We start from the raw sequence: 17,214 nt of genomic DNA, 5'->3' as shown, positions 1-17,214 counted from the left end.
ATGGGGTTCAGGCGGCCGAGGCGTAGCGGTGGGGTGCGCTGATGAGGCGGTAGAGCGGTTGCCACCGCTGGATCTGAATGCCGAGGTCGCGTTCGTACAGGGCCCGTTCGCGCCAGTCGTCGGCCAGAACGTCACCGCAGCCGATGAGCACGTTCGGCCCCAGACGCCACAGGTCGACGTTGACGGCCAAACACGCGGTCGCGATGGGGTCGATGTCGACCAGGTCCCAGTGCATGTCCGCCGGATCCCGGCCCTGGGCACGGGCGTGCTCGGCGAAAGCGAGGATGAGGGCGCCGGTGCCGACCGAACTCTCATGCACTGACGCGCTCGGCTCGGGGGCGCCCAGGCCGTACGCCAGGAGCGTGGCCGTATCGACGGGTGTGTAGAACTGGCCGTTGCGCTCGCATGCCTTCTTGGGGCGCAGCGTCATGAGTACAGGGCCGAACACATCCACCGACATGCGCGTCTGCGCGTTCATGGTCAGGTCGAACAGCCCTGCCTTGACGGCTGTGCGCGCTACGGCGACCAGGGTGGCCTGCTGGTCGTGTTCGCCTGTGCCGTGGGTCCAACGGGCCAGAGGCAGCACTCGGTAGACCAGGTCCGGGCGCATGCTCCCGAAACGGGACCAGAGCAGACGCAGAACGTGGGCCGCCTGGTCGACGGAAAGGTCGAGGAAGGCGTCCTTGGCGGCCTGTGGGTCGGGTCCCCGGACCTGGGTCAGGGCTCCGATCGCGCTGAGCGGGAGTTCTACGCCTGAGCCCGAGAAGCGGCTGGCCCAGGTGTCGCGGACACGGTCGGCGAGGTTGTCGACGAGGTCAAGGTGTGGGGTGCGGGGTCTGAGCCCGCCCGGTGTTTTCATAGATTGAAAACTAATCTATAGATTCACTCTTGGCAAGTCGCGTCCTCGGATCACGCATGGGCGCAGCCGGGCTCTAGGGCGGTGAACTGCGGAGATACAGAGTTCACGGAAAGTGGACTGCTGGTTGGCTCTGCCGAATCGGCTATGGATCTCAGGCCTGTGTGATGGCGGGACACTCGGCATGTGCGCCGGTGACGCATCGTCCTGCGGAGTAGGCCAGGTGGCACTCGCCGGTCTTGAGGCAAAGCATGGCAAGCCAAGCCCAGCGCGCGGAAGGCACAGCTTGACTTCAGATCTTCAGGGCCCGCGGTGCCCTGTGAGGCAGGGGCTCATGGACCACGTTGGACAGTCCGGAGCCACGCAGGGAGAAAGGGCACTGAGCACGGCGAACCAGCTGTTGATCGTGGCCGCCGACAGGTGTGCGCCGGTGTGGGTAACCTCCGACATGCGCTGCCGTTCGGACACCGCCCGACTACGTGCAGGGGGAGCTGTTCGGGGACCGGCCTCGTGCGCCTCAGTCAGCCAGACCAGTGAATACATGGCCTTGGGCCGGTACATGTGACAGGGGTCAGAACCCGGGCGGTCGGCGAACCCGGCGAGGTTCGCACAGGCAGTGCCACGACGTGGTGCAGCCACCCGGTGCATGTGTTTCCAGAAGCACGGCACTTCCTGCAAAGCTCGACCGAGTCACCCCCGGGTCGTATAGAGAGTGGCTGCGACCTCTTCCATGAGCTCGCGCTCTTGGAGCGGCATCAAGTTCACCGGTGTCTTCGCTCGGTGCGAGGTGAAGCGGGAGCTCAAGTGGTCGAGATCCGCGATCCCATCGGGAAGCTCAACGAACCACCGGTATCCGCATGGTTGCGAAGGTACCCGTGCAGCGGTGAGGTAGTGGTCGATCCCCGATTCCACAACTGACCGGTCCCCGTAGGTCCGCTCCTCCCACCGGACGATGCGCTGGCCATCCTGTTCACAGACGACTTTCACCGGTTCTGGAGGTCTCAGGTCAAGGCAGCGGACGATGTGGTCGGGGCCGATCGCCCAGGTGAACAAAGAATGCCATTCCGACTGGGGGATCTCCGCGAAGCGGCGCTGTCCAATCTCACCGGTTGTCGCTTCACCGGGTGGAGCCGGAAGGATCGGGTATTCCGACCATGAACGCTTGCTCACGCAAAGGCCTCCATCCTGGGAGGGGTGGACCCCAGAGGCCCGGGGCCCACCCCGGCACGTTATTCCGGCAACCAGGAGCAGTTGCCGTCACCCGTAGGGCACTCGAATTTGCGGGTGGTCAGTGTGGGCATACCCGTGGGGCCGATGCCTTCGATCCATACGTATGCTTCCACATTGGCATAGTACAGATTCGCGTCCTCCAGGTAGTTGCTGCGGATCGGCCCGAAGTCCCTCCGGTAGTTGGCCGCCCCTGCGAAGATCTCGAACTCTCCGAGTTCCATGTCCACCATGAACATGCCGCAGTCGGTGTTGGGGAACAGCGGTTCTTCTTCCCGGCACTGCACCCGGGCTTGGTGGAACGACAGCTTGGGGCCGTCCTCCCAGATGAACGTGGTCGTCCAGTTGGGACTGCGGCCGTTCATCCGGGTACGGATCACCAGGTCGAAGCGGCCGTGCACCCCGTTGGCGTTGCCGTAGGCGGCGTTGCCCTTGGTCTCGTCAATGTAGGCGGTGACGCGACGGTGACAGATGGAGGCGTTCTCGCACCACGCGTCGTAGTCGTCTGCTGCGATCCTGGATCCGGTGGGGGGGGAGAGACCACGACCTCGTCCTGCTCGATCGTCTCGGCAGGCGGGCCGGATTCCTCGGTCTCGTCGGGAGTGATGCCGGAGCCGTCAGGGGTGGTGAGTCGGCCCCCCAGACACAGCCAGGAATCCAGTTCCCTGGACTGGGCTTCCTCGATACACGCATCCAGGGCGGCAGAGGTATCTGTTTCCCGGGGGAGGTTCTGGGCGGTCGCCGGAGCGGCGCCCATAAGCCCGAGGACGAATACAAGGGCAGCCAGAAGAATTAACCTTGATTTCATTTTCACTCCTGGGGGTGGAAGGGATTAAAATTCTGACATCCTCTTTCTGGGTGCGCCATGGCATGGCCGAAGTGGGCCATGTTCGGAACTCGGCGAGCTGCACGATGGGGGAGAAATGCCTGATGAAGGAGCCGCCTCCATGCGAGACGGAGGGTTGACCCGAGGGTTCCCCAAATGGTAGGCGATCTCGCTTTTGTTTCTCGGGATCGATCCACTTCGTTTCGGATCGCCTGAAAGCAAGGTGAGCTGCGATATTGTCCAGTGATGCCTTGCTTTGCCTGGCGCTCTCTGGAAGATGGCCCTTGTCGAACATTGGCTCGTGGGTTCCAGTGGTGCGGCCTGTCGCAGGTCCAGCCGCGCCCTCCGGCCGGGTTGGCTCCGTCGCAGAAGCGCACCTGGACCCGGAACGACAGGATCAGCTTGCGCCGGCCGGTGCTTGCGAGATTTTCGGCTCACTCGCGTGCGAGCGCCGCTCTGCCCTGGGTCCGCTGGGCCCGGTTCACGGCCTGGTAGTAGCGCAGAGCGCTGTCGACCAACGCCTTGGCGAAGCGCACATCAGCGGCCCCCACGTTTCGGGGTGCGGCCGGGGTGATGCTGACGTGTGTCGACCCCTGGCGCAGGGCCAGGATCGGCGCCTGCTCCTCGTAGATGTGGCAGGCGACCTCGGGCGAGCAGGCACCACGGGGCGCGGATCCGGTGTGGAAGGACAAGCCCACCGTGTTCTCAGGACCTTCGGGGCGCGTGGTGACGGTGAGCAGGGCAAAAGCGGGCTTCGGCATGGTGGGCTCGTCGTGCTCTGACATGGGGATCCTTTCTGCGGGTGGAACAACCCCTGCAAGCCCGTGGGCGGCACGGCCCGTGACGCCGAGCAAAACAAGAGTTGATATTGTCAATATCGTCTGTTAAATTCGTGGTTGTTCACTGATCCCGACCCACAACAGGAGTCTCTATGGCCCTACTGCGCACCCCCACCGCCCACCAGGACGACCGGGCGGCCGGCGTCCTACTCGCTGCCGCCTGCGGCGATGCTCTCGGCGTCCCCTACGAGTTCCGCCCCCGCCTCACCCGCAATCAGACTCCCCAGATGATCGGCGGTGGCCTGGGCCCCTACGCACCGGGCGAGTACTCCGACGACACCCAGATGGCCGTATGCATCGCCCAAGCCCTGGTCGACACCCAGCCCGCGGCCATCCAGGACCACCACGTCCTCAACGAGATCGCCGACAACTTCCTCACCTGGTACACCACAGGCGCCACCGACGTCGGAGTCCAGACCAGCGCCGTACTGGGCAGCGGCCAAGACGACGTGGCCACCCCCTGGTCCGCCAGCGTCCTACTCCGCGAATCCCGCACCCGATGGCAGCTTGGCCGTCCAAGCGCAGGCAACGGCTCCCTCATGCGCACCGCCCCCGTCGCCCTCTACGACCTGCACGATCCCGAAGAGACCGCGGAGGCGGCGCGCCTGGTCAGCGACCTCACCCACGCCGCCCCCCAGGCAGGCGACGCCTGCGTCATCTGGTGCGAAGGCATCCGCCACGCCGTACTCCACGCCGACTTCCAGGGCGTCCGCAACGGAGTGGAACTCCTGCCCGAGCAGCGCCGAGCGTGGTGGCACACCCGCCTGGACGAAGCCGAAGCCCAGGACCCGCACACCTTCCCCAACAACGGCTACGTCGTCTCCGCGCTCCAGGCCGCATGGTCGGCCATCACCCGCACACCCGTACCCGCCAACAACCCCGCCAAGGGCGTCTTCGCCGCCGACCACCTGCGTCTGGCCCTGGAAGCCGCAGTTCGCGCAGGGCACGACACCGACACCGTCGCGGCGATCGCCGGAGCCCTGCTCGGCGCCCGCTGGGGCGCCTCGGCCGTGCCCTGGCACTGGCAGCGCTCCGTCCACGGCTGGCCCGTCATCACCGCCCGTGACCTCATCAGCTTGGGCGTGCGCATCAGCCACCAGAACCAGCCCGACCGCCAGGGCTGGCCCCTGGCCGAACGCCACCCCCGCAACATCGACGCCCGCACTCCCTACCAGGTGGCCCACCCGCACGACGACGGCGTGATCCTGGGCAACCTGCCTCTGGCCGACCTCGACCCCGCCGATCTGGAGGTGGACGCCGTCGTCTCCCTGTGCCGCGTCGGCAACAGCGACTTCGCCCACATCCGCGACCGGGACCACCTGCAGATCTGGCTCGTCGACCGCCCCAGAGCCAACGCCCACGGCCACTACACTCTCGACCAGGCCGCCCGCGCCGTGCACGGACTGCGTCAGGAAGGCAAGCGGGTGCTGCTGCACTGCGCCGCAGGTCGCAGCCGCACTCCCACCGCGGCCGCCCGCTACTCTGGGCTGCTGGGCATCGACCCGGCCACGGCCATGACCGACGTGTGCAAGGCACTCGCCCCCAACCGCCCCTGGGTCAACTTCGAGCTGGAACGCTTCGTCTTCGACCTGGCCGGAACAGCGCAGCCCCCCGTCTCCGAGCGGGTCTGGAACACCCGGACCACGCTCAACCCCCGGTCGGCAAAGGAGTGACACCGTGGGCCAGCAGCCCTCGCCGCAGACCAAGCGAGCCCGGACGGCATTGCCGCCCGGGCTCCGCCCGTTGCTGGACAACCTTCGTGTCGAAGACACTGACACTCCGGTTCCGGAGGAGGACATCCTCGGGCTGAACCTGCTGCACCGCCACCTGGCCGACTACGCTCCCCAGACCCGGCGCGCCTATCTGGCCGACTGGAAACGCTGGGCATCCTGGTGCCGCTCCCAAGACCGCACCCCCCTGCCCGCAGACCCCGCGGACATCGCCCTGTACCTGGCCTCCGCCCACGATGACCATGGAACTGGCCCCGCCACCTTGCAACGATGGACCACCACCATCGCCACCGCCCACACCGCCAACGGCCACCCCGACCCCACCAACGCACCCCCTTTGCCGGGGTTACTGCGCTGGCTGCGCACCACCAAACCCCAACCCCGCCGCCGTACCTCGCGCTGGCTCACCGACCTGGAACTCACCCGCGTCCTCGCCCACACACGTGAAGAGTCATGGCCCGAGCTGGTCATCAACCGCCGTGACCGACTCATCATGCTGCTGACCCGGGCCACCGGAGACGGCCCCGAGGAGATCCTCGGCCTGCGCACCAGCCAGCTCACCCTGGACGAGGAAAGGGTGGTCCTCACCCGCCCCGACCAGGAACCACAGGTGCTCGCCAACCCGCTGCCCGCCACGAACTGGGGCACCTGCCTGTCCTGTTCCCTGGCGATGTGGAGGCAGGTGACCGATCTGGCCGATGACAGCAGAACAGCCCTACGCAGCGCCCTGGGCGCCCCCGACCGGCTCACTCCCCGCGGGCACTCCCACACCCTGGAGTCGGCACCCGACTCCCAAGCCTGGCTGCTACGCCGTGTGCGCAGAGGAGGCACCGTCACCACGGACCGGATGGCCCCCAAAGCGCTCCGGGACCTGCTGCACACTCACGCGACCGGCGCCGGCGTCGACACCACCGGCCTCACCGCGTTCGCTCTGCGCCCTCACCCGTGAGCCGCTCGTGCTCCTGCCGGCGCACCACCGCCTGCTCATGCTCGACACGCACCTCCTCCTCCGAGATCCCGAAGAACTTCGCCAAGGAACGCGCCTGAGCGGTGCGCAGTCTGCGGGTGCGCCCCGACTCCAGAGCCCGGTAGGTCTGCACGTTCAGGTCCGGGTCGTCGACCTGCTCCACCAACTGGTCCTGGGTCAAGCCCAGCACAGCCCGATGGCCGGCCCAGCCCGCTTCCTGGAAGTCGATGAACTCACGAGGAGCAACACCCAACACTGTGGCCAGCTTCTTCAGGACTTCGGGAGTCGGTGCGCTCCCGTTCTCCTGCTCGTAGCGGCCGACCACGGTACGGCTCAGCCCGGTATGTCTGGCCAGCTCGGTGGAGGTCCACCCCTTGCTCTCGCGTGCTTGCTTGAGCACGGAAGGCTTCCACCCCACGACTCCGCTTCTTGGCATGCCCTCCGCGCTTTCGTCCGATCTCAGCTCTCCTGTAGGACTCTAGGCCGACAAACAGCCCAAGAGCACCAGGAAGCGCTGGGACCGGAAGCAAGGAGAAGCCGATTCTCGCAGTTGCCGAATGATCGTCCCCGACCACAGGCGAAGCCACGTGGGAGGGGCCGTCCTCGATCACGGCGGCAGTTCCTGAGCTGTAGTGCTACTCAAAGCGGACTCCAGCGGTCATCTGTGACCGCGTGGTCATGCCACCAGGTCGAGCTGGGAAGACGAGTCCTTCCTTGGCTCGGAACCGTGGGACCGGGTCTTCTTGCGCTCGGAGAACTGCTGGCGCAGCTTGAGCAGCTCTTCAGCTCCTGTCTGACCGAGTCCAGCCAAGATGCGACCTCCTGGACGGTAGATCTCTTGCGGAGGGGTATCGACAGCCGGGGTGCCGTCTTTCTCAGGCGTTGTGACAACGAGGGCAGAAGCAGACGTCGGCCCGTCATCTGGCCAGGACAAGTCCTGCTCGAATCCAGCCGCGTCCCAGGGGGCACCTGAAAGAGACGCGGGAGCGGGTCGAGGCTTCGGTGGATGAGTCTTCGCCACAGGCGGAGACGTGCTCTGCCGGTCAGAAGCAGAAGCTCTCCGCTCCTCGCGGGGCATGAAGCGTTCCACCAAGGTGCCATCCTCAGCAGCGTTCTGCAAGGTCTTCACAAGGTAGGCGATGGGATGTCGCACCCGGCGGTGGCGCAGGATCTGGCTCACACAACGTGCCGCCCAGGCGGGAGAGACGAGCTGGCCGGTCAGGGCCGCCAACTCCTCGATCACCGCGGCGACTACCGGGTCTGTTCCTGGAGCAATGGCCGAGCCTTGGGTCGCCGACCACGTCGGCACCTTTTCTTGAGGGATAGATGGATTGATCTTCTGAGCGGAAAACTCGGACGTAGGCCCACGGTGCGCCTGAGCTGGGATGACTGAACCCTCAGGGAACACCGGGAGATCAGCCTGGTCGGGTTCTTGGGCGAACACGACCAGGATCTCCTCACGTCGCTGCCATACCTCGAGAGGCACTGTCGCCTGGTAGACGCTCGCCGCCGGGCCGTCGGCCCGGTTGCCGCCGCGCTGCAAGCAGGCCAGCCAGCCACCGGCCTGTGCGGCCCCCAGGTGCTCGCTGATCGTCGATCGTGAACGTGCGGTCAAGGCCACCAGGTGTGCGATCGCGTTACGCACAGAGCCCGAAGAAGACATCAGCAGCCGCAAGGTCATGAGTGATGCTTGCGCTGTACGTGACAGGTCCGCGGCCCCGGTCATCAGACGAGACCACATCTCCGGACTGACCGCGATGCGCTCCATGCGTCTCCCACCTGTACTCATGAGGCTCCGACGCAGGGGACACGCCGGGCCTCTCGCCTGTCCCTCCAGGGGACCCACCAACTGACTTGCATCATAGATTAGTTTTTAATCTATAATGAAATCACGTGGATGGAAGACGGCGGACCAGGCCGAACCAGACCGGACCAGAAGCGGGCCACATCGGTCCAGGGCGGACCAAGACCCCGCACCAAGCGAGAAACGCTCCCCGGAACCCACGCCGAACTGCTGCTCAACCCGGAGAAAGCACCCTTGCCCTCGCCAAGACAGGGCGTTCGGAGAACTCCGAAGCAAGGAGTCACAACGAAGCAGCAACAGGCCTTGACCTTCACGAAGGACGAGACCGAGAACTCCGGCGCAAGACCGACCGCGCCCGTCCTGACCGTGCCCCACCAACGGCAGAAGGGAGAAGCGCAGACAATGACCACCGCACCCGCCCGGGCCAGCACTGATGTCGCGCAGCAACACCTTAACGAACCCGGTGAACCAGTGCCCACCGATCAAGAAAACGAGGGGACCCCTGAAACCGCCCCCTGGCCCACGCCTTCACCCTTGCCCGCGCCGACTCACCGACCCCCGAGTTCCCGATCCAGGCCTTGCCGACCTGGATCCGGGACCATGTCCACGCCCTTGCCGACCAGACCCAGACACCGACCGACCTTGCCGGATGCCTGAGCCTGGCCGTGCTCTCAGCAGCAGCCTCAGGCCGAGTGAGCGTGGACACCGGCATGTGGACCGAACCGTGCTGCCTGTACACGGTCATCGCCATGGAACCCGCATCCCGCAAGTCCGCTGTGTTCGGAGCCATGACGGCCCCGCTCTTCGAAGCCGAACAGCACCTAGCAGATCAGGCTGCTCCACGTATCCGGAAGGCCGAACTGCAACGCCGAGTGGCTCTCGCGCAGGCCAAGGAAGCCTCCCGCGCAGCCGAAACCGAAGGCACGGCCGCCGCGCTTGAACGGGCAGCAGCAGCCGTCGAGGAGGCTGCGCGCATCACTGTGCCAGCCATGCCTCGACTGATCGTCGCGGACATCACTCCAGAGCGCCTGACCAGCCAACTCGCCGAACAGGACGGCGGTCTCGCCCTTCTATCCGCAGAAGGGGGTTTCTTCGCGACCATGGCAGGACGCTATGGCGGCGCCCCGAACTTCGAGACCTTCCTCAAAGCTCACTCAGGGGACCCCATCAGAATCGACCGCCAAGGACGCGCCCCTGACTACGTTCACCGGCCTGCCCTGACCATCGGTGTGGTGCTCCAGCCCGAAGCGATCAAGGACATTTTCGCCACACCGGGAGGGCGGGGCCGCGGCATGCTCGCCCGCATCCTCTACTCGGTCCCGCCCAGCAACGTCGGTTACCGCAGCATCGGCACGCGCGCACCCATGGACAAGCAGGTGCGCCAGGCCTATCACCACCACCTGCACCAGCTGCTCACATGGGCCCGCCAGCACAGCGCCCCCACGACACTCACCTTGACCGATCAGGCACGCGCCAGGGTCGTCCACCTGCACGACGACGTCATCGAGCCCCAGCTACGGCCCGACGGACGGCTGGGGCGCATCGGCGACTGGGGCGGCAAGCTCCTCGGTGCCATCGTTCGCATCGCCGGCCTTCTTCACCTCGCCCACCATCGCGAGCAGGCGGACCAACACCCCATCGAAGCAACGACTCTTCGAGCAGCCGAAGAACTCGGCCAGTACTACACCGAACACGCCTTGGCGGTCTTCGGCGAGTCCGAAACAGACCCTGTACATGCAGCAGCCCGGAAAGCCTTGGACTGGTTGCAGAACCGTTCACCGTCCAACCCGGCAGTGAGCCACCGCGACCTGTTCGCCGCCGTGCGCTGCAAAGCCACCCCCCGATCGGACGACCTCACTCCCGCGGTGGAACTCCTAAAGGAACTGGGCTGGCTGCGGCAAGCACCGGCACCTGCCGTGCGCACCCCGGGGAGGCCCAGCCGCTCGTACCTGCTCCACCCCACCCTGTACCAGCACTGACCAGGCTCGGACCACCGCGTACAAGCGGTGTACCACTACGGTCCGTTCTGCCTGCACCCCACTCCCGTACCGCCGACCAGTCCGAGGTGATGTACAAATCGACGCGACAGCCCGTGCCAGTGGACACGTCCATTCCTGGCTCAGTGTTGACGACATCTGCGCTGACCTTGACGTGGCGAAATCAACCTTCCATGACTGGCGCGCCAAGGGCCGCGCACCCCGATGTACAAAACTCCCCAACGGCGCATTGAGAATCCGCCGCAAAGATTACGAAGATTGGCTTCAATGCCTAGAGGAGAACTAATGGAGAACGCTACCTACGATGTGAAAATCTGGAGCACCAGGAAGTACAAAGGGAAGAGCGGGACCACCTACACAGTCAGGTGGAAAGTTGGAAAAAAGGCGTGGCCGGAAACTTTTCCCACAAGCGCCCTGGCGGATTCTTTCCGCTCGGAACTCAAGACTGCCCTCAACCGCGGCGAAGCTTTTTCTCTCACCACCGGTCGACCGATCTCCTGGACCAAGAGAGAAGAGGTGAGCTGGTACGCCTTCGTCTGCAGGTATGTCGATGACCACTGGAAGGGAGTCTCTGGAAACCATCGCAAGGACCGCGCCCGTATCCTCACAGATGCCACAGAGGCCCTGTGGAAGAAGACCGCTGGGAAGCCGCAGCGCGACCTCATCAGGAAGGCCCTGCAGGCATGGTCATACAACGCCGAGCACAGGGATACAGACAAGCCCGCCGACATCGCTTCCGCGATCCACTGGATCGAACAGAACACTGTTCCGCTGAGTGCCTTTGAGGACAACGCGACCACCCGTGCTGTCCTGGCGAGGGTTAGCGAGAGGAAAGATGGAACACGAGTCGCGGCGAGAAGTGCCATCAAGGCCAAGCGAGTCCTGTCCCATCTCTTCGACTACGCCGTCGAGTGCGGGCACTTGAAGGTCAATCCCCTGTCTCAGGTGAAGTGGAAGGCTCCCAAGGTGAGCCAAGAGCTCGACCAGACCTCGGTGCCCAACCCGCAACAGGTTCGTGCCATGGTCGACGCGATCGCAACTCAGAGACCGAGCGGGCCGCGCCTGAAGGCGTTCTTCTCCACTCTCTACCTGTCAGCCCTGAGACCGGAGGAGGCCGTCAACCTCAAGTGGTCGGCGGTGCACCTGCAGCCCCGGGTGTGGAATCCCGAGCAGGAGCAGTGGTGTGATCCCGATCCTGAAGAGGACTGGGGGCAGCTCATCGTCCGCGAAGTCACGCCCGACGTCGGCAAGAGGTGGACGGACTCCGGCCGGCAGCGCGATCGCCGACAGCCCAAGGGGCGAGCCGAGAACGAGAGCAGGCCCGTGCCCTGCTCACCGCGTCTGTCCCGGATCCTGCGGGCTCATCGGGACGAGTTCGGAGAAGGCCCGGACGGGTTGGTGTTCTTCGGTGTGCGCGGCCACCAGTTGGCCACAGGTGTCTACCGACAGGCGTGGCACCGGGCTCGCAAGACCGTATTCACCAAGGAACAGCAGGAGAGCACGCTCGCCCAGGTGCCCTACGACCTGCGACGCGCGTGCGTGTCCACCTGGCTCAGCGAAGGCATCAGCCCCGCCCAGGTGGCGGCTTGGGCTGGCCACAGCCAAGAGGTGCTCCTGCGGGTCTACGCCAAGTGCATCGACGGCAACGAAGAACGTGACAAGCGTCGTGGGACGAAGGGTTTTGAGGGTTTCTGACCCTCACGCCCCGCACCGGACCGCACCTCAGGCCACAGAAAACCGTAGGTGACCAGGCTCACACGCCTGGCCGAGCCAAACCGTCCCTGCGGAACCTGGGGCGCTGAAAATTTCACCACGTATTCGCCACAGCCATCCGTAGGCGGCCGGATCCGGTCGCCGCCAGCCGGATGTCCTGCCCTGGCACAAAAGAGAACGCCCGGCCTGTTTTTGCAGGTCCGGGCGTTCTCTCCACTGTCTCATGGTGGCGCACTCGGGAGGATTCGAACCCCCAACCTTCTGATCCGTAGTCAGATGCTCTATCCATTGAGCTACGAGTGCAGGTTGTTCAGTTGTCGTCGCCCTGGCGGACCGTGTCCTCCCTGGCGACGTCTCCGACTCTATCACGGTGCAGGAGTGGCTTCGCGCCATTTATGCGTGTGACCCCCGCCATCCGGGTCCGACCCCGCGCTCGGGGCGAACGGGGCCGGGGCCCGGTCGGCGACCGGGCCCTTCGGCGGGTGCGGCCGGAGGCCGGTCAGGAGGCGTCGGCCGTGGCCGGGGCCTGCCAGGCGAAGCCGTCCGGGTCGGCGCAGGAGCCGATGTCGCCGCCGATCAGCAGCCCGTGCGGGCCGCTGCCCTGCGGGTCGACGCCGATGGTCTTGGCGAGGGCGCGGCGCCGGTAGAGCGACAGCTTGACCGAGCCCGGGTCGGTGGCGAACTCGGCGTAGGAGCGGCCGAAGCTCTTGGACACGGTCAGGCCGCGGCCGGCGTAGAACCTCTTGGTGGCGGCCACGTCCTCCACCCCCAGCAGGAGCACGACCTCGTCCGCCTTCCCGGTGGCCGGCCCGGTGTTCTTCTTGGCGGAGGTGGCCAGCTGCCAGATCGCCCCGTCCGGGGCCTGGACGATGCCGCCGTATCCCCACATCGACTTGGCGGCGGGCTTGAGGACCGTGGCGCCCGCGGCGAGCGCGGACTCGAAGAGGACGTCGACGTCGGCGGGCTGGGACGTGATCAGCGACAGGGTGAACCCGCGGAAGCCCGAGGCGGGCTCGGCGGCGGTGCGCGTGCGGACCAGTTCGCCCAGGTCGAAGGCGGTGGCGTAGAAGCGGTCGGCGGCCTCGGTGTCGGCCGCGTCGAGGGTGATGGAAGCGATGTTCGTCATGGTCACAACGCTAGAAGCCGGCCCCCTCCCGTCGCTTCTCGATTCCTGACCGGTCGTCCGGCGGCCCCTTGGGCCGCCCCTGGCCGCGCGCACGGCGGGGCGGTGCGAGAACGTGGGTCCACGCCGTTCGTGTGACCCCCGTCGCACACGGGCGCGCGACCCCCGGATGCGACGGGAACACAGGGAGAGACATGTCCACACCAGCCACCGTGATCATCTCCGGAGCCCGCGTGTTCGACGGAGAGGGCTTCCTGCCGCGGGCGGACGTCGCGTTCGCCGGGGACACCGTGCTCGAGGTCGGCCCGGACCTGGCCGCCCGGTACCCGGACGCGCGCACGGTCGACGCGACCGGCAGCACCGTCCTGCCCGGCATCATCGACCTCCACGTGCACATGACGACGCAGCACGCGGGCTCGCTCAACGCGTTCGCCGAGCCGTTCTCGCTCCAGTTCTACAACTCGGCCGCGTACCTGAAGCGCACGCTGGAGGCCGGGGTGACGACCGTGCGCGACGCGGGCGGCACCGACCTGGGGGCCAAGGTCGCCGTCGAGTCGGGTGTCATCCCCGGGCCGCGGCTGCGGATCGCGGTCACGATCATGAGCCAGACCGGCGGGCACGGCGACACGCGGCTGCCGTCCGGGGCCGACGGCCCGATGCTGGCCCCGCACCCCGGGCGCCCCTCCGGAGTGGCCGACGGCGTCGAGGAGGTCCGCAAGACCGTGCGCACGATCCTGCGGGCGGGCGCCGACCAGATCAAGATCTGCTCCACGGGCGGGGTGCTCTCGCCCGCGGACGACCCGCGGCACTCCCAGTTCACCGAGGACGAGATCCGCGTGATCGTGGAGGAGGCCGCGGCGCAGGGGACCTACGTCATGGCGCACGCGCAGGGCAGCGAGGGCATCAAGAGCGCCCTGCGGGCCGGGGTGCGCTCCATCGAGCACGGCATCTACCTCGACGAGGAGGCGATCGGGCTCTTCCTCGACCGGGACGCCTACCTCGTGCCGACGCTGGCCGCCCCGCTGGCGGTGATCGAGCGCGCGCAGCAGCCGGGTTCGGGGCTGTCCCAGGCCGTCATCGACAAGGCCCACCGGGTGGTGGACACGCACCGGGAATCGGTGGCCAAGGCGATCGCGGCCGGGGTGAAGGTCGCCATGGGCACCGACTCGGGGGTGGGCCCGCACGGGGCCAACCTCCAGGAGCTCGCTCTGCTGGCCGACCTGGGCATGGGCCTGGTGGACGTGCTGCGGGCGAGCACGTCCGTGGCCGGGGAGCTCATCCGCGGGGCGGAGGTCGGCCGGCTGGCACCGGGGTACGCCGCCGACGCGGTCGTACTCGACGGGGAGCTCACCGAGGCCGACCAGCTGGCGCTGCTGCCGTCGCTGGTGCGGCAGGTGTGGAAGGACGGGGCGGAGGCGTTCACCCGGTCCTGACGGCGGGGGCCGGGGCGCCGTCGAGCCAGCGGCCGTCGCGCATGAGCGTGCGCCCCGGCATCTCGTTCACCTCGCGCCAGGCCTGGACGCGGTGCGGCCGGATCAGGAAGTACCCGTATCCGTCCAGCTCGCGCGGGTCGAACCCGGTCCGCTCCGCGAACGCGTCACCCGTTCCCGGAGGGAGGTCGGCGAGGTCCACCCGTGCCACGGTGCCGTCGATCATGACGACGTCGCGGGTGAGGCCGAGGCCGGCCCGCACCCGGCCGCCGGCCGACAGGTTGCGGCCGGTCACCGAGGCGAGGGACGTGGAGACCAGCAGCGCGGAGCCGTCCCACAGGTAGGAGAGCGGAAGGAGGTGGGCTCCGTCCTCTCCCGCCGTCGCGAGCCAGAGGTCGATGTCGCCCTCCAGCCTCGCCCGGGTGTCCCGGATCCTGTCCCGGAGGCTGCGCGGCGGCGTGTTCGTCAAGGTTCTCTCCCCGGTTCCGGGTCGGATCCCTCCCGGCGGGGAGGGGCCTGTCTTTCGTGTCGGTCGAAGGCGCGGCGCCGGCCGGGCCTCAGGCGGCCGGCGGCCCCGAGGGGGGCTCCGCCCGGCGCCTGACCGGCCGCGTGACCTGCTTGGCCACGCACTGCGGAAGCCCCTGCGCCGAGTCGGCGGCCGCGGTCCGGTAGGCGCTGGGCGACATGCCGAACAGCTCGGTGAAGCGGGTGCTGAAGGTGCCCAGCGACGAGCAGCCGACCACGAAGCAGACCTCGGTGACGCTGAGGTCGCCGCGGCGCAGCAGGGCCGCCGCGCGTTCGATGCGGCGCGTCATCAGGTACGAGTACGGGGACTCGCCGTAGGCCTGCCGGAAGCTGCGGCTGAGGTGGCCCGCGGACAGGTGCACGCCGCGGGCGAGCTCCTCGACGTTGAGCGGCTGCGCGTACTCCCGGTCGATCCGGTCCCGGACGCGGCGCATCAGGGCGAGGTCGGCCAGGCGCTGCGCCTCGGCCCGGGCGTTGCCCCAGGCGGGACGGCACATGGGGGGGCTCCTTTCCGCCGGTGTCCGGCTCAGCGGACCTCTTGGATGCGGACCAGGTTGCCCGCGGGGTCGCGGAAGGCGCAGTCGCGCACGCCGTACGGCTGCTCGGTCGGCTCCTGGACGACCTCCGCGTCCTGGGCCTGCACCTTGTCGAAGGTGCCGTCGAGGTCCCGGGTGGCCAGCAGGATCCAGCCGTAGGTGCCCTTGGCCATCATCTCCGCGATGGTGCGGCGCTCGTCCTCGCTGATCCCGGGGTCGGCGGCCGGGGGCGCCAGGAGGATCGACGTGTCGGGCCGGCCGGCGGGGCCCACGGTGATCCAGCGCATCCGGCCCTGGCCGACGTCGCTGCGCACCTCGAATCCGAGGATGTCGCGGTAGAAGGCCAGGGACGCGTCCGGGTCCTCGTGCGGGAGGAAACTGGTGTGAATCGTCAGGTCCATGGCGTCAGACTAGGCCCGCTGCTCCGGGCCGCGCTTCTCGATTCCTGACCGGCTCCGGCCGGAGCGCGGCGGCGGGGGGCTCAAGCGGCGGAGCGGGCGGCGTAGCCGGCGAGCGAGGGCTCCAGCGCGCCGAACGCGGTCTCGGCGTGTCCCTCGGCGATCCGCGCGATCTCGTCGTTGTCGCGCCCGTCGAGTGTCAGGGCCAGGATCTCTTCGAACAGCAGCCGCAGGACGCCGATGAGCTGTACCGCTGCCGCCTTCGGCCGGATGTCGTCGGCGTCGGCGCCGGTCTCCTCCGCGAGCAGCCCGGCCAGGGCCTTCTCTCGTTCGTCGTGGAACTCGCGCAGCCGGGCGACCAGGGCGGGGCTGCCGGTGATCATCCGGGCGAACACGGGGCCGGAGAAGCCGATGACGGGGTCGTGCGCGCGGACCGCGGCCAGGTGGGCGCGGCGCAGCGCGGCGAGCGCCGACTCCCCCGGCCCGCGCTCCCGGACGGCCTCGACGGGGCCGCCGACGAAGGCGTCCCGGAGGTCCAGCGCGAGGTCCTCCTTGCGCGGGAAGTAGTTGGTGACGGTCATCTTCGACACCTGGGCGGCGGCGGCCACCTCGGCGATGGTCACGTTGTCGAAGCCCCGCTCCAGGAACAGGCCGGTGGCCTTGTTGGAGATGTTCTCCCTGGTCTGAAGCTTTTTGAGGGCCCGCAGGCCCAGATTCCGGTCGCTCATGGGGCCACTATACCTAGACCCGACCAAAATTTGTTGTTGACATATTCCTTGGTCGGTCATAAGTTTAGGTCGCACCAACGACGGGGACGATCCCGTCGGACGCCGGGGCGGACGGCCCGGTCACGGCCGACGCACCGGGACCCCGCCTCCGGCGGACCCCCGCCCCCGAACCGGACCACGACAGGAGACATCCCTGACGACACCGCGCCGCGCGACGGCCTCCCCTTCCTCCCCCGTTTCCGAGCCGACCGCCGAGGAGCAGCGCATGACCGCCCGAACCGCCCTTTCCACCGTGGGAACCGCCGCCGCCACCGGCCGGGTGCTGCCGCCCGCCGCCCCGCCCGACGCGTCCCGCCCCGATCCCCTCCGGGGCCGGCGGGAGCCCGGGTACCGGGCCCGCGGGCGCCGGGACCCCGGAGCCGACCGGCACGGGCACCGGCGCACCCGCTTCCAGCGGGGGCGGTGAGCCGCGGCTCACCGGCACCTTCCGACCATCCGACACGAGCGAGGAGACG

At 67.7% G+C, this 17,214-nt stretch carries 18 protein-coding genes and 1 tRNA gene; 7 read left to right on the top strand and 12 right to left on the bottom strand.

Translation table 11 applies throughout. The annotated features are described in order from the left end of the window. Nucleotides 1-7 precede the first annotated feature (7 nt). The 4 genes from ABZ249_RS11920 to ABZ249_RS11905 all read right to left on the bottom strand — a co-directional run bounded on the left by ABZ249_RS11920 (nucleotide 8) and on the right by ABZ249_RS11905 (nucleotide 3,694). A complete protein-coding gene (locus tag ABZ249_RS11920; RefSeq protein WP_355260802.1) occupies nucleotides 8-859 on the bottom strand; it encodes an N-6 DNA methylase in 852 nt (283 codons plus the stop codon). A 687-nt stretch (nucleotides 860-1,546) separates the two neighbouring features. Continuing rightward, nucleotides 1,547-2,026 carry a DUF5956 family protein gene (locus ABZ249_RS11915; protein ID WP_355260800.1) on the bottom strand — a complete coding sequence of 160 codons (480 nt, stop codon included), beginning with the start codon at nucleotides 2,024-2,026 and terminating at the stop codon, nucleotides 1,547-1,549. Nucleotides 2,027-2,085: 59 nt separating this feature from the next. Continuing rightward, nucleotides 2,086-2,484, bottom strand: coding sequence for a hypothetical protein (locus tag ABZ249_RS11910; protein ID WP_355260797.1), 399 nt, complete (start codon nucleotides 2,482-2,484; stop codon nucleotides 2,086-2,088). A gap of 859 nt (nucleotides 2,485-3,343) precedes the next feature. Continuing rightward, nucleotides 3,344-3,694 carry a hypothetical protein gene (locus ABZ249_RS11905; RefSeq protein ID WP_355260794.1) on the bottom strand — a complete coding sequence of 117 codons (351 nt, stop codon included), beginning with the start codon at nucleotides 3,692-3,694 and terminating at the stop codon, nucleotides 3,344-3,346. A 146-nt stretch (nucleotides 3,695-3,840) separates the two neighbouring features. Here ABZ249_RS11905 and ABZ249_RS11900 point away from each other — a divergent pair, with 146 nt between their 5' ends. Together ABZ249_RS11900 and ABZ249_RS11895 are read left to right on the top strand one after the other, a co-directional pair. Beyond that, nucleotides 3,841-5,421 (top strand): ADP-ribosylglycohydrolase family protein, encoded by a 1,581-nt coding sequence (locus tag ABZ249_RS11900; protein ID WP_355260791.1) that lies wholly within the window; start codon nucleotides 3,841-3,843, stop codon nucleotides 5,419-5,421. A gap of 4 nt (nucleotides 5,422-5,425) precedes the next feature. After that, on the top strand, nucleotides 5,426-6,427 hold the full coding sequence (locus ABZ249_RS11895; RefSeq protein WP_355260788.1) for a hypothetical protein: 1,002 nt from the start codon (nucleotides 5,426-5,428) through the stop codon (nucleotides 6,425-6,427). On the opposite strand, the gene ABZ249_RS11890 is transcribed toward ABZ249_RS11895, so the two are convergent. Continuing rightward, nucleotides 6,396-6,845 carry a helix-turn-helix transcriptional regulator gene (locus ABZ249_RS11890; RefSeq protein ID WP_355260785.1) on the bottom strand — a complete coding sequence of 150 codons (450 nt, stop codon included), beginning with the start codon at nucleotides 6,843-6,845 and terminating at the stop codon, nucleotides 6,396-6,398. The genes ABZ249_RS11895 and ABZ249_RS11890 overlap by 32 nt on opposite strands. Nucleotides 6,846-7,121: 276 nt before the next feature. Beyond that, a complete protein-coding gene (locus ABZ249_RS11885; protein ID WP_355260782.1) occupies nucleotides 7,122-8,213 on the bottom strand; it encodes a hypothetical protein in 1,092 nt (363 codons plus the stop codon). Between the two features lie 614 nt (nucleotides 8,214-8,827). Here ABZ249_RS11885 and ABZ249_RS11880 point away from each other — a divergent pair. From ABZ249_RS11880 to ABZ249_RS11870, 3 genes are read left to right on the top strand one after another with little or no spacing between them, the layout of a single operon-like run. Next, entirely contained in the window at nucleotides 8,828-10,228 is a 1,401-nt protein-coding gene (locus ABZ249_RS11880; RefSeq protein ID WP_355260779.1) for a YfjI family protein, read from the top strand. Continuing rightward, nucleotides 10,161-10,532, top strand: coding sequence for a helix-turn-helix domain-containing protein (locus ABZ249_RS11875; RefSeq protein ID WP_355261044.1), 372 nt, complete (start codon nucleotides 10,161-10,163; stop codon nucleotides 10,530-10,532). The genes ABZ249_RS11880 and ABZ249_RS11875 overlap by 68 nt, the downstream gene beginning before the upstream one ends. Beyond that, nucleotides 10,532-11,941 carry a tyrosine-type recombinase/integrase gene (locus ABZ249_RS11870; protein WP_355260776.1) on the top strand — a complete coding sequence of 470 codons (1,410 nt, stop codon included), beginning with the start codon at nucleotides 10,532-10,534 and terminating at the stop codon, nucleotides 11,939-11,941. Before ABZ249_RS11875 ends, ABZ249_RS11870 begins: the two co-directional genes overlap by 1 nt. A 245-nt stretch (nucleotides 11,942-12,186) precedes the next feature. On the opposite strand, the gene ABZ249_RS11865 is transcribed toward ABZ249_RS11870, so the two are convergent. Beyond that, nucleotides 12,187-12,262: transfer RNA gene (locus ABZ249_RS11865), tRNA-Arg, on the bottom strand. Nucleotides 12,263-12,458: 196 nt separating this feature from the next. Then, nucleotides 12,459-13,085 carry a glyoxalase gene (locus ABZ249_RS11860; protein WP_355260773.1) on the bottom strand — a complete coding sequence of 209 codons (627 nt, stop codon included), beginning with the start codon at nucleotides 13,083-13,085 and terminating at the stop codon, nucleotides 12,459-12,461. A 191-nt stretch (nucleotides 13,086-13,276) separates the two neighbouring features. Here ABZ249_RS11860 and ABZ249_RS11855 point away from each other — a divergent pair, with 191 nt between their 5' ends. Next, the gene (locus ABZ249_RS11855) at nucleotides 13,277-14,515 is read left to right on the top strand and encodes an amidohydrolase family protein (RefSeq protein WP_220563901.1); all 1,239 of its coding nucleotides are present in this window, start codon (nucleotides 13,277-13,279) and stop codon (nucleotides 14,513-14,515) included. Here ABZ249_RS11855 and ABZ249_RS11850 read toward each other — a convergent pair. The 4 genes from ABZ249_RS11850 to ABZ249_RS11835 form a co-directional block, all read right to left on the bottom strand. Further along, a complete protein-coding gene (locus ABZ249_RS11850; protein ID WP_355260770.1) occupies nucleotides 14,502-14,981 on the bottom strand; it encodes a pyridoxamine 5'-phosphate oxidase family protein in 480 nt (159 codons plus the stop codon). The two genes, ABZ249_RS11855 and ABZ249_RS11850, sit on opposite strands and share 14 nt — an antisense overlap. 88 nt (nucleotides 14,982-15,069) lie before the next feature. Then, nucleotides 15,070-15,534 carry a helix-turn-helix transcriptional regulator gene (locus ABZ249_RS11845; protein WP_355260767.1) on the bottom strand — a complete coding sequence of 155 codons (465 nt, stop codon included), beginning with the start codon at nucleotides 15,532-15,534 and terminating at the stop codon, nucleotides 15,070-15,072. A gap of 29 nt (nucleotides 15,535-15,563) precedes the next feature. Further along, entirely contained in the window at nucleotides 15,564-15,974 is a 411-nt protein-coding gene (locus ABZ249_RS11840; RefSeq protein WP_355260764.1) for a VOC family protein, read from the bottom strand. Between the two features lie 80 nt (nucleotides 15,975-16,054). Next, a complete protein-coding gene (locus ABZ249_RS11835) occupies nucleotides 16,055-16,699 on the bottom strand; it encodes a TetR/AcrR family transcriptional regulator (protein ID WP_355260761.1) in 645 nt (214 codons plus the stop codon). Nucleotides 16,700-16,964: 265 nt separating this feature from the next. On the opposite strand from ABZ249_RS11835, the gene ABZ249_RS11830 reads away from it, so the two are divergent. Further along, nucleotides 16,965-17,165 (top strand): hypothetical protein, encoded by a 201-nt coding sequence (locus tag ABZ249_RS11830; RefSeq protein WP_355260758.1) that lies wholly within the window; start codon nucleotides 16,965-16,967, stop codon nucleotides 17,163-17,165. Nucleotides 17,166-17,214 lie beyond the last annotated feature (49 nt).

It is taken from the genome of Nocardiopsis sp. NPDC006139, assembly GCF_040614155.1.
Lineage (GTDB): Bacteria > Actinomycetota > Actinomycetes > Streptosporangiales > Streptosporangiaceae > Nocardiopsis > Nocardiopsis changdeensis.
Note: the sequence above shows the minus strand (reverse complement) of the source record. Positions and strands in the feature narration are given on the sequence as shown.

What these genes read in the sequence shown, in the direction of transcription:
- ABZ249_RS11920 (WP_355260802.1), bottom strand. Translation starts at nt 859, where the DNA reads ATGAAAACACCGGGCGGGCTCAGACCCCGCACCCCACACCTTGACCTC.
- ABZ249_RS11905 (WP_355260794.1), bottom strand. Translation starts at nt 3,694, where the DNA reads ATGTCAGAGCACGACGAGCCCACCATGCCGAAGCCCGCTTTTGCCCTG.
- ABZ249_RS11900 (WP_355260791.1), top strand. Translation starts at nt 3,841, where the DNA reads ATGGCCCTACTGCGCACCCCCACCGCCCACCAGGACGACCGGGCGGCC.
- ABZ249_RS11885 (WP_355260782.1), bottom strand. Translation starts at nt 8,213, where the DNA reads ATGGAGCGCATCGCGGTCAGTCCGGAGATGTGGTCTCGTCTGATGACC.
- ABZ249_RS11870 (WP_355260776.1), top strand. Translation starts at nt 10,532, where the DNA reads ATGGAGAACGCTACCTACGATGTGAAAATCTGGAGCACCAGGAAGTAC.
- ABZ249_RS11860 (WP_355260773.1), bottom strand. Translation starts at nt 13,085, where the DNA reads ATGACGAACATCGCTTCCATCACCCTCGACGCGGCCGACACCGAGGCC.
- ABZ249_RS11855 (WP_220563901.1), top strand. Translation starts at nt 13,277, where the DNA reads ATGTCCACACCAGCCACCGTGATCATCTCCGGAGCCCGCGTGTTCGAC.
- ABZ249_RS11845 (WP_355260767.1), bottom strand. Translation starts at nt 15,534, where the DNA reads ATGTGCCGTCCCGCCTGGGGCAACGCCCGGGCCGAGGCGCAGCGCCTG.
- ABZ249_RS11840 (WP_355260764.1), bottom strand. Translation starts at nt 15,974, where the DNA reads ATGGACCTGACGATTCACACCAGTTTCCTCCCGCACGAGGACCCGGAC.
- ABZ249_RS11835 (WP_355260761.1), bottom strand. Translation starts at nt 16,699, where the DNA reads ATGAGCGACCGGAATCTGGGCCTGCGGGCCCTCAAAAAGCTTCAGACC.
- ABZ249_RS11830 (WP_355260758.1), top strand. Translation starts at nt 16,965, where the DNA reads ATGACCGCCCGAACCGCCCTTTCCACCGTGGGAACCGCCGCCGCCACC.